This window comes from Lysinibacillus sp. FJAT-14222, from assembly GCF_001278875.1.
Lineage (GTDB): Bacteria > Bacillota > Bacilli > Bacillales_A > Planococcaceae > Lysinibacillus > Lysinibacillus agricola.
This window is the reverse complement of the sequence record NZ_LIYL01000035.1, coordinates 26,139-33,164: the sequence shown is the minus strand read 5'-3', so window position 1 is coordinate 33,164 and position 7,026 is coordinate 26,139. Positions and strand designations below refer to the sequence as shown.

5 protein-coding genes are annotated in these 7,026 nt (G+C 37.2%); 4 read left to right on the top strand and 1 reads right to left on the bottom strand.

Annotation, left to right across the window (positions count from 1 at the left end):
• Positions 1 to 867: 867 nt before the first annotated feature.
• Complete coding sequence (locus tag AN161_RS15965) at positions 868 to 1,746, bottom strand: LysR family transcriptional regulator (protein ID WP_053595339.1); 879 nt, start codon at positions 1,744 to 1,746, stop codon at positions 868 to 870.
• Between the two features lie 125 nt (positions 1,747 to 1,871).
• Between AN161_RS15965 and AN161_RS15960 the strand changes: the two genes are divergently transcribed.
• From AN161_RS15960 to AN161_RS15945, 4 genes are all read left to right on the top strand, one after another.
• Positions 1,872 to 3,047: an MFS transporter gene (locus AN161_RS15960; RefSeq protein WP_053595338.1), complete on the top strand. Its 1,176-nt coding sequence runs from the start codon at positions 1,872 to 1,874 to the stop codon at positions 3,045 to 3,047.
• A gap of 281 nt (positions 3,048 to 3,328) precedes the next feature.
• The gene (locus tag AN161_RS15955; protein WP_053595337.1) at positions 3,329 to 5,083 is read left to right on the top strand and encodes an ABC transporter ATP-binding protein; all 1,755 of its coding nucleotides are present in this window, start codon (positions 3,329 to 3,331) and stop codon (positions 5,081 to 5,083) included.
• Positions 5,084 to 5,100: 17 nt separating this feature from the next.
• A complete protein-coding gene (locus AN161_RS15950; protein ID WP_053595341.1) occupies positions 5,101 to 5,778 on the top strand; it encodes a response regulator transcription factor in 678 nt (225 codons plus the stop codon).
• A complete protein-coding gene (locus tag AN161_RS15945) occupies positions 5,775 to 6,878 on the top strand; it encodes a HAMP domain-containing sensor histidine kinase (RefSeq protein WP_053595336.1) in 1,104 nt (367 codons plus the stop codon). Before AN161_RS15950 ends, AN161_RS15945 begins: the two co-directional genes overlap by 4 nt.
• The last annotated feature ends 148 nt before the right edge of the window (positions 6,879 to 7,026 follow it).

Here is a 7,026-nt window from a genome sequence, read left to right as displayed (position 1 = left end):
CATATGTTCTATAAAGAAAAAGCACTTCATTCCTCCCACCTCTGAAGAAGTGGGCTTCCTGAAGCTCACTTCTGTGATAAGGCAAACCTTAAAAGAGCAGATCCTAAAATAGAAATAATTTGTCCAATCACCATAAGGATAAAATCTTTTGAAAAGCCTTTTCTTTTAATCTGTGATTCCATTCATTAGACCCCTTCCTTTGAGAATTATTAAAGTAACTCACATTCACGCCCATCTTGAATGTGTATATTACAATGACTAAGAAAATAAATCAGGTGTGTTGATTAACCATTTTTATCCACCCTAATTAGAAGGCTCTGATCTCCGCTACGGGCTACTCGCTTTCCCGAGGGAGTCGAGAAGCCCTACGCTACAATCAGTTAAAATGGGAATATATTAGCAAACTAGCAACAAAAAATCCTATTATCGCTCAATAATAATCCTATTTTTCCCCAATCAACACGCCTGAAAATAAATTATTTTTTTGTATTGTAAGAAGAAGGACATTACTAAAAATACTTATAGTACTTAACCAAATGAGCCACTCAATTTGCGCGCTCCAAGACATTATTAGCAACAAGAGACCCACGATAATTGATACATAATTTCCAGTGCGACTAATCTTTGTAGGTAAATTAACCAATCATTGCAGATCTAAAATTATGTTATGAAAGTGCATCGTTCGATTGCCTATTCAGAACCTCCACCCATATAGACCGACTGTCGGTTTACGAATATTATATGATATATCTCCAAAAAAAAGGAACCTCTATTTTTATTTATTTTCCTATACTCTTGGTGCAGTATATCTACTTACCCAGAGCGTTCACTATTTGTAACATTAGAAAAAGCCAGCCCTCTTTCGGACTAGCCTTGAAAATAAACTTCAATTTGTTCAATTAACGCTTTTGTTGCTTGACTTACATAACGATCTACTCGGTAAATAATCGACAAACTGCGGCTTGGTGCGTCGTCTTGAATGTGTATGATATGCAAGGTAGGATCATTCATCTCTTTAATTAACGGATAGGGCTGTACAGTTGCACCTATGTTCGCTTTAACAAGATTAATGATCGACGTAATTGAAGATGTCTCTAGCACACAATTTAATTGAAAACCATGTTTTTTTACAGTTTCCTCCACAATTTTACACCCCAAAAAACCTTCTGGATACATAATCACTGGTAGATTTTTCAAATCTGCTATGTTTATACTTACTCGATTTGCCATCGGATGCTCTTTCGATACAGTTAGTACGTATTCCTCCCTACATAAAGGAATCGTAACAAGTCGGTCATTTGGTAGGACGTTAATGCCTATGCCAATATCAACTTCATTTTCAAGAACTTGTCGCACAATTTCGATGGACGACATAATCTTTAGTTTAACTTTTGGGAACTTTTGGTGAAAATCGATGACAAGCTGTGTAATTCGATAGTCTAAATCTGATGGCATAATTCCTATTCTTATATGACCACTTTTCATATTCTGTAAATCTTTAATGGCGTCTTTGACATTTTGCAATGTATCTAATATTTCTGTTCCATAACTTAACAGCACTGAGCCTGCCTCAGTGAGTACAATTTTTTTGCCAATCCGATCAAACAGTGGCATACCAACTTCGTCTTCAAGCACACGAATTTGCTGACTTAGAGTCGGCTGGGAAATACCAAGTTTTTCAGCAGCTTTTGTAAAATGTAACTCCTCACAAACAGCCATAAAATAGTGAAGATGACGAATTTCCAATATATCACGACCTATCATAGTTTGTAGCTATCATCATAATAGTAATAATAGTATTGTTCAATCATTTGTATTGTTATAGACTTCAATTTGTAATTATTATTAGCTATAGATGGAGTTGAAAGAGAATGAATGTAAAACATACGATTATACCAATTATTGCTATAATTTTAACTTCCTTTAATTTACGACCCGCGATAACTTCCGTTTCACCTTTGTTAGGAACCATTCGGGAGTCATTACACATGAGTGCCGCTTCTTCCAGTTTATTAACCTCATTAGCGGTACTATGCATGGGCCTATTTGCACCTTTTGCCATAAAACTTGCCAATCGCTTTAGCATCGAACGAGCCATTGCTTACTCACTTATTCTTATTGGACTGGCAACAGCTGCAAGATTTTTTGCCTACTATGCATGGGTAATGCTGTTAACAGCCTTTCTTGCTGGAATTGGCATCGCTATTGCAGGACCTTTACTATCAGGATTTATTAAACAAAATTTCACGAATCCTTCCCGTGTTGTCGGCATTTATTCGTTAGCATTAGTTGTAGGCGCTTCACTTGGCTCAGGGCTTTCCATACCTTTAAGCTCCCTTTTTCATACATGGCAAGCATCTGCTGCATCATGGGCTATTCTTGCTGTCATCGCTGTTTTCTTTTGGTGGAAACCAATTGAGAAAATGCCAGTCACTAACACTGTCTCAGATACTTCAAGCGCTGATAATAATTTAAAGCAACTTTTAACAGATCAAAAAGCTTGGCTACTAACTGTTTTTTTTGGCTTAATGGCTTTCATGTTTTATACAATCATGGCTTGGTTGCCACCTATAGTAGAAGATATGGGCTATAGTAAACAACAGGCTGGCATGATGTTGACACTATTAACGGTTGCCCAAATGCCTGCAACTTTTTTAGTACCGATTTTAAATAATCGTTTACAGCATAGAGCTGTATGGTTAGTGGGTTGTTCATCGTTAGAATTAATCGGCCTATTTTTGCTACTATTTTCCGTTAACCCTTGGCTAAGCAGTCTTCTCATTGGCATCGGTGCAGGTGGCTTATTCTCATTAGGATTAACATTACCAATTGACGAAGCCAAAAACATCAAGGAAGCAAGTATCTTGGCAGCTATGACTCAATCGGTTGGCTTCGTTTTTGCCGCACTTGGCCCATTATTTGTTGGTCTTGTACGAGATTATACAGGTAACTTTACAGCCGCAATTATTGGCATGGTGGTCATCGTCATTGCCATGATCCTCATTCAGATTAAACTTGGTAATCAGAAGCACCAGCAAATAAAGTGAAACTTAATCCCCTCCCCATACTGATTATTAGTCTTCACCAATCGGGCTTTTACGTGCAGTTTATCTTATACCATACTTCTTTTCTTGCGCTGAACTTTAAAATGCTCTTGAATAAGCACACTATAGACACACAAAAAGGTTACTCAGAAATTTGAGTAACCTTTTCCTTATCATCTCATCTCATCCCACCTCATTTCATATTCAGTTCATATAGGCATGCTATAGTTAGTAACATATAAGATTCATATTTTATTGTTGATGAAATTGAAGGAGGATTTACTTTGCAGGAGGCATCAAAAGATAACACAAAACTAAAGGATTGGCGGCGCTTTGTTCGTTTAGTCAAACAAGCTGAACCACCGATATGGCTTTTAATAATCTCATTAATTATGAGTTTAGCAACGACCGGTGTTGGATTTATCGTTCCGTTATTTACGAAAAAATTAGTGGACGGCTTTTCATTAGAATCCCTTGATTATTGGCAAATTATTTTATTAGGTATTGCTTTTATCGCGCAGGCAATCGCGAGCGGGCTTTCTATTTATTATTTAAATCGTGTCGGACATCATGTTGTCGCGAATTTAAGAGAACGGCTTTGGAGAAAGCTACTTCATTTACCAATTCCTTATTATGATGAGAATGATACAGGTGAAACATTAAGTCGTGTTACAAATGACACAGCTGTTGTCAAGGAACTTATTACAGAGCATCTTGCAAACTGTTTATCAGGTGTTATTTCTATTATTGGATCAGTCATCATTCTATTAATCTTAGATTGGAAAATGACTTTAGTGATGCTGATTGCTGTTCCGCTTGCTATGGTTATTTTGATGCTGTTAGGAAGACGTATGTTTGTCATTTCAAAAGGAATGCAAGATGAGACGGCAAAATTTACGGCAGTGCTAAATCAAGTTTTACCTGAAACACGATTAGTAAAGGCTTCAAATGCCGAGAATATAGAATATGATCGTGGCAAAAAAGGAATTACCAACCTCTTTAAGTTTGGCTTAAAAGAAGCTAAAATCCATGCACTTATTTCGCCGCTTGTTTCGTTTGTATTAATGTCAGTCCTTGTGGCCATTATTGGTTATGGTGGTGTACGAGTTTCTTCAGGAGAGCTTACAGCTGGCGACATGGTGGCATTTATTTTATATTTAATCCAAATCATCATGCCGATGACCCAATTAACGATGTTCTTTACACAGCTACAAAAAGCGATGGGTGCTACAGAGCGAATCAGTGCATTACTTGAGCATAAAGAGGAAAATATTTTCGAAGGAAAAACGTTAGAAAAAGTGGATCAGCCGATTTATGTAAAAAATGTTGACTTTGCTTATGGAGAAGAACTGATTTTATCGAATATCAATTTCACAATTGAACCAGGTAAAGTTACGGCCATCGTTGGACCTAGTGGCGGAGGAAAAACAACAACATTTTCTCTGTTAGAGAGATATTATCAGCCTACTAACGGAAGTATTACACTCGGAGATACCCCTATCGACACATACTCCCTACATTCTTGGAGAAGCCAAATCGGCTATGTTGCTCAGGAGAGCGCACTGCTATCTGGTACGATTCGTGAAAATATTTGCTATGGCATTGATAGAGAGGTACAGGATGAAGAACTTGAAAGAGTTGCCAAAATGGCCTATGCCGATCAATTTATCAACGAACTGCCAGATCAATTTGAGACAGAAGTCGGAGAACGAGGCATTAAGCTTTCTGGCGGTCAACGACAACGAATTTCCATCGCCAGAGCACTATTACGAAACCCTCAAATATTAATGCTTGATGAGGCAACGTCAAGTTTGGATAGTAAATCAGAGATCTATGTTCAAAAAGCATTGGATAATTTAATGCAAGGTAGAACAACTCTCGTGATTGCCCACCGACTCTCAACAGTAGTAGATGCCGATCAAATACTTTTTGTAGAGAAAGGACATATTACGGGTAGCGGCACACATGATACGCTTTTTGAGACGCATGAAATGTATCGAGAGTTTGCCAAGCAACAACTACGCATTAAAGAGGAATGACGAAGGGATTTGTTAGCATGACGACAATTTTAGTTGTAGATGATGATGCACATATTCGAGAATTAGTAAAAGTATTTTTGCAAAATGAAGGATTAGAGGTTATTGAGGCTACGGACGGTGTGGATGCACTGTCCAAATTAGCTTCTGATAAGGTGGATATGGTTCTATTGGACATTATGATGCCGAAAATGAATGGCTGGGAATTATGCGAAGAGATACGTTCCTTTAATAATGATTTACCTATCCTGATGCTAACCGCAAAAGGAGAAACTTCACAAAAGGTAAAGGGCTTTCATCTTGGAACGGATGATTACCTTGTTAAACCATTTGAGCCAGCAGAGCTCATCGTCCGTGTTAAATCAATACTTAAAAGATACCGTATTTCCCTATCTCAACTTGTGGAAGCTGGCAATGTAAAGTTAAATCGCAATACACATGAAGTCGTATATAATGGTAAATCGTTAACACTCCGTTTAAAGGAATTTGAACTATTGTTTGTTTTAGCAAGCTATGCGGGGAAAACTTTTTCACGTGAACAGCTAATTGAAGAAATTTGGGGATATGACTATGAAGGTGATGAACGTACAGTCGATGTTCACATTAAAAGACTTCGTCAACGTTTCCCACAAGAAACAAGTGGGTTTGTTATTCGCACAATTCGTGGCCTTGGCTATCGATTGGAACTGGAACCATGAGAAGACGAAAGTTCTTTTTAAAGCTTTTTTTAACTTTAATGCTTCTTCTTATCAGTAACATCATATTTGCTTTTATTTCCTTCCACATAACGTCGTGGATTTATGATTGGTTAGGCAAACACCCACAAGGTTTCTGGCTTCAATTATGGACCGTAGTTGGTGTTTTTGTTCTCTTTGCTTGCTCTATTATTATCCTCTTTTTAATTGGAGTAAATAAACAACGAAACTATTGGAATACGATTGTAGATGCATTAAGCCGGATTGCTAAAGGTGATTTTACTGTCAAATTAGATATGAAAACAGATGAAGATCAATTTGGTCAATTAATACATGGCATCAACCATATGGCAGTTGAATTAGGTGAAATGGAAAGAATGCGCCAAGAATTTATCTCGAATGTATCTCATGAAATTCAGTCGCCTCTAACAACTATTAATGGCTTTGCTAAAGCATTGAAAAACATGGACCTCCCTGAAGATAAGCGACAGCATTATTTAACAATCATTGAGATGGAAAGTAATCGACTATCAAAAATTAGTGACAATTTACTAAAGCTAACGTCGTTAGAATCACAACACCACCCCTTCGAGCCAAGGCATTACCGACTTGATAAGCAATTGCGTAATGTCGTACTAGCACTGGAACCAAATTGGCTAGTAAAAAACATCGACATAGATTTGCAATTAGAAAACATTTCGCTAATGGCTGATGAAGATTTAATGAATCAAGTATGGATGAATTTACTAAGCAACAGCATTAAATTCACGCCAGCTGCTGGCACCATTACAATATCAGTGACAAAACAAATGGATACGATCGCTATTGTCATTCGTGATAACGGAATCGGTTTAACACCGGAACAACAAAAGCATATATTCGAGCGATTTTATAAGGCTGACCTATCAAGGACAGCTGAGAATGGCGGAAGTGGCTTAGGATTGTCTATTGTAAAGAAAATCATCGATATGCATAACGGAACCATTACTGTTGAAAGCAAGCTTGCTGAATTTACAACATTTATCCTCAAAAACAGATTTCAGATAATCACCAAAAATTTTTCTAGCAATAAATTCACTTTCCTTATATTTTTTATAAATTAAAGGTCGGTTTTTAATCCAATCTAAAAAATGGGTTGGGTCGTTTACATCTATAGACATATTTTCTGGCGGTCGATTTAAACGAATAAATTCAGGTTCACGTAAATAGGCATTCCCTCTCCCTAGATCTTCGTTCGGTTCGTAAATATCA

Bases quoted from the DNA above. Each gene is read 5' to 3' on its own strand.
- AN161_RS15960 (WP_053595338.1), top strand. From the start codon at position 1,872: ATGAATGTAAAACATACGATTATACCAATTATTGCTATAATTTTAACT.
- AN161_RS15950 (WP_053595341.1), top strand. From the start codon at position 5,101: ATGACGACAATTTTAGTTGTAGATGATGATGCACATATTCGAGAATTA.
- AN161_RS15945 (WP_053595336.1), top strand. From the start codon at position 5,775: ATGAGAAGACGAAAGTTCTTTTTAAAGCTTTTTTTAACTTTAATGCTT.